Here is a 471-nt window from a genome sequence, read left to right as displayed (position 1 = left end):
TCCGACGAGACGTCCGCGCAGGCGGGGGTCGTCGCGGCTGCCGCGGAGCAGGTGTCGCGCAACGTCCAGACGGTCGCGGCGGGCGCTGAGCAGATGGGCGCCAGCATCCGGGAGATCGCGCAGAACTCCTCGCAGGCGGCGAAGGTCGCCGGCCAGGCCACCGAGGTCGCGGCGAGCACCAACGACCAGGTGTCGCGGCTCGGCGTCTCCAGCCAGGAGATCGGCAACGTGGTGAAGGTGATCACGTCGATCGCGGAGCAGACCAACCTGCTGGCGCTGAACGCGACGATCGAGGCGGCCCGTGCCGGTGAGGCGGGCAAGGGCTTCGCGGTGGTCGCCGGCGAGGTGAAGGAGCTGGCGCAGGAGACCGCGAAGGCGACCGAGGACATCGCCCGGCGGGTGGAGGCGATCCAGGGCGACACCACGGGTGCGGTGGCGGCGATCGGGGAGATCTCCCAGATCATCGCGAGC

Annotated in this window: 1 protein-coding gene; it reads left to right on the top strand. The window is 71.8% G+C overall.

What is annotated here, in order from left to right; all coding sequences use genetic code 11:
• Positions 1-471: methyl-accepting chemotaxis protein (locus AAHH18_RS17995; protein WP_343302561.1), on the top strand; the 471-nt coding region annotated here is incomplete at both ends.

This window comes from Cellulomonas olei (assembly GCF_039548315.1).
Classification (GTDB): domain Bacteria; phylum Actinomycetota; class Actinomycetes; order Actinomycetales; family Cellulomonadaceae; genus Cellulomonas.
This window is presented reverse-complemented; position numbering and strand designations above follow the sequence as displayed.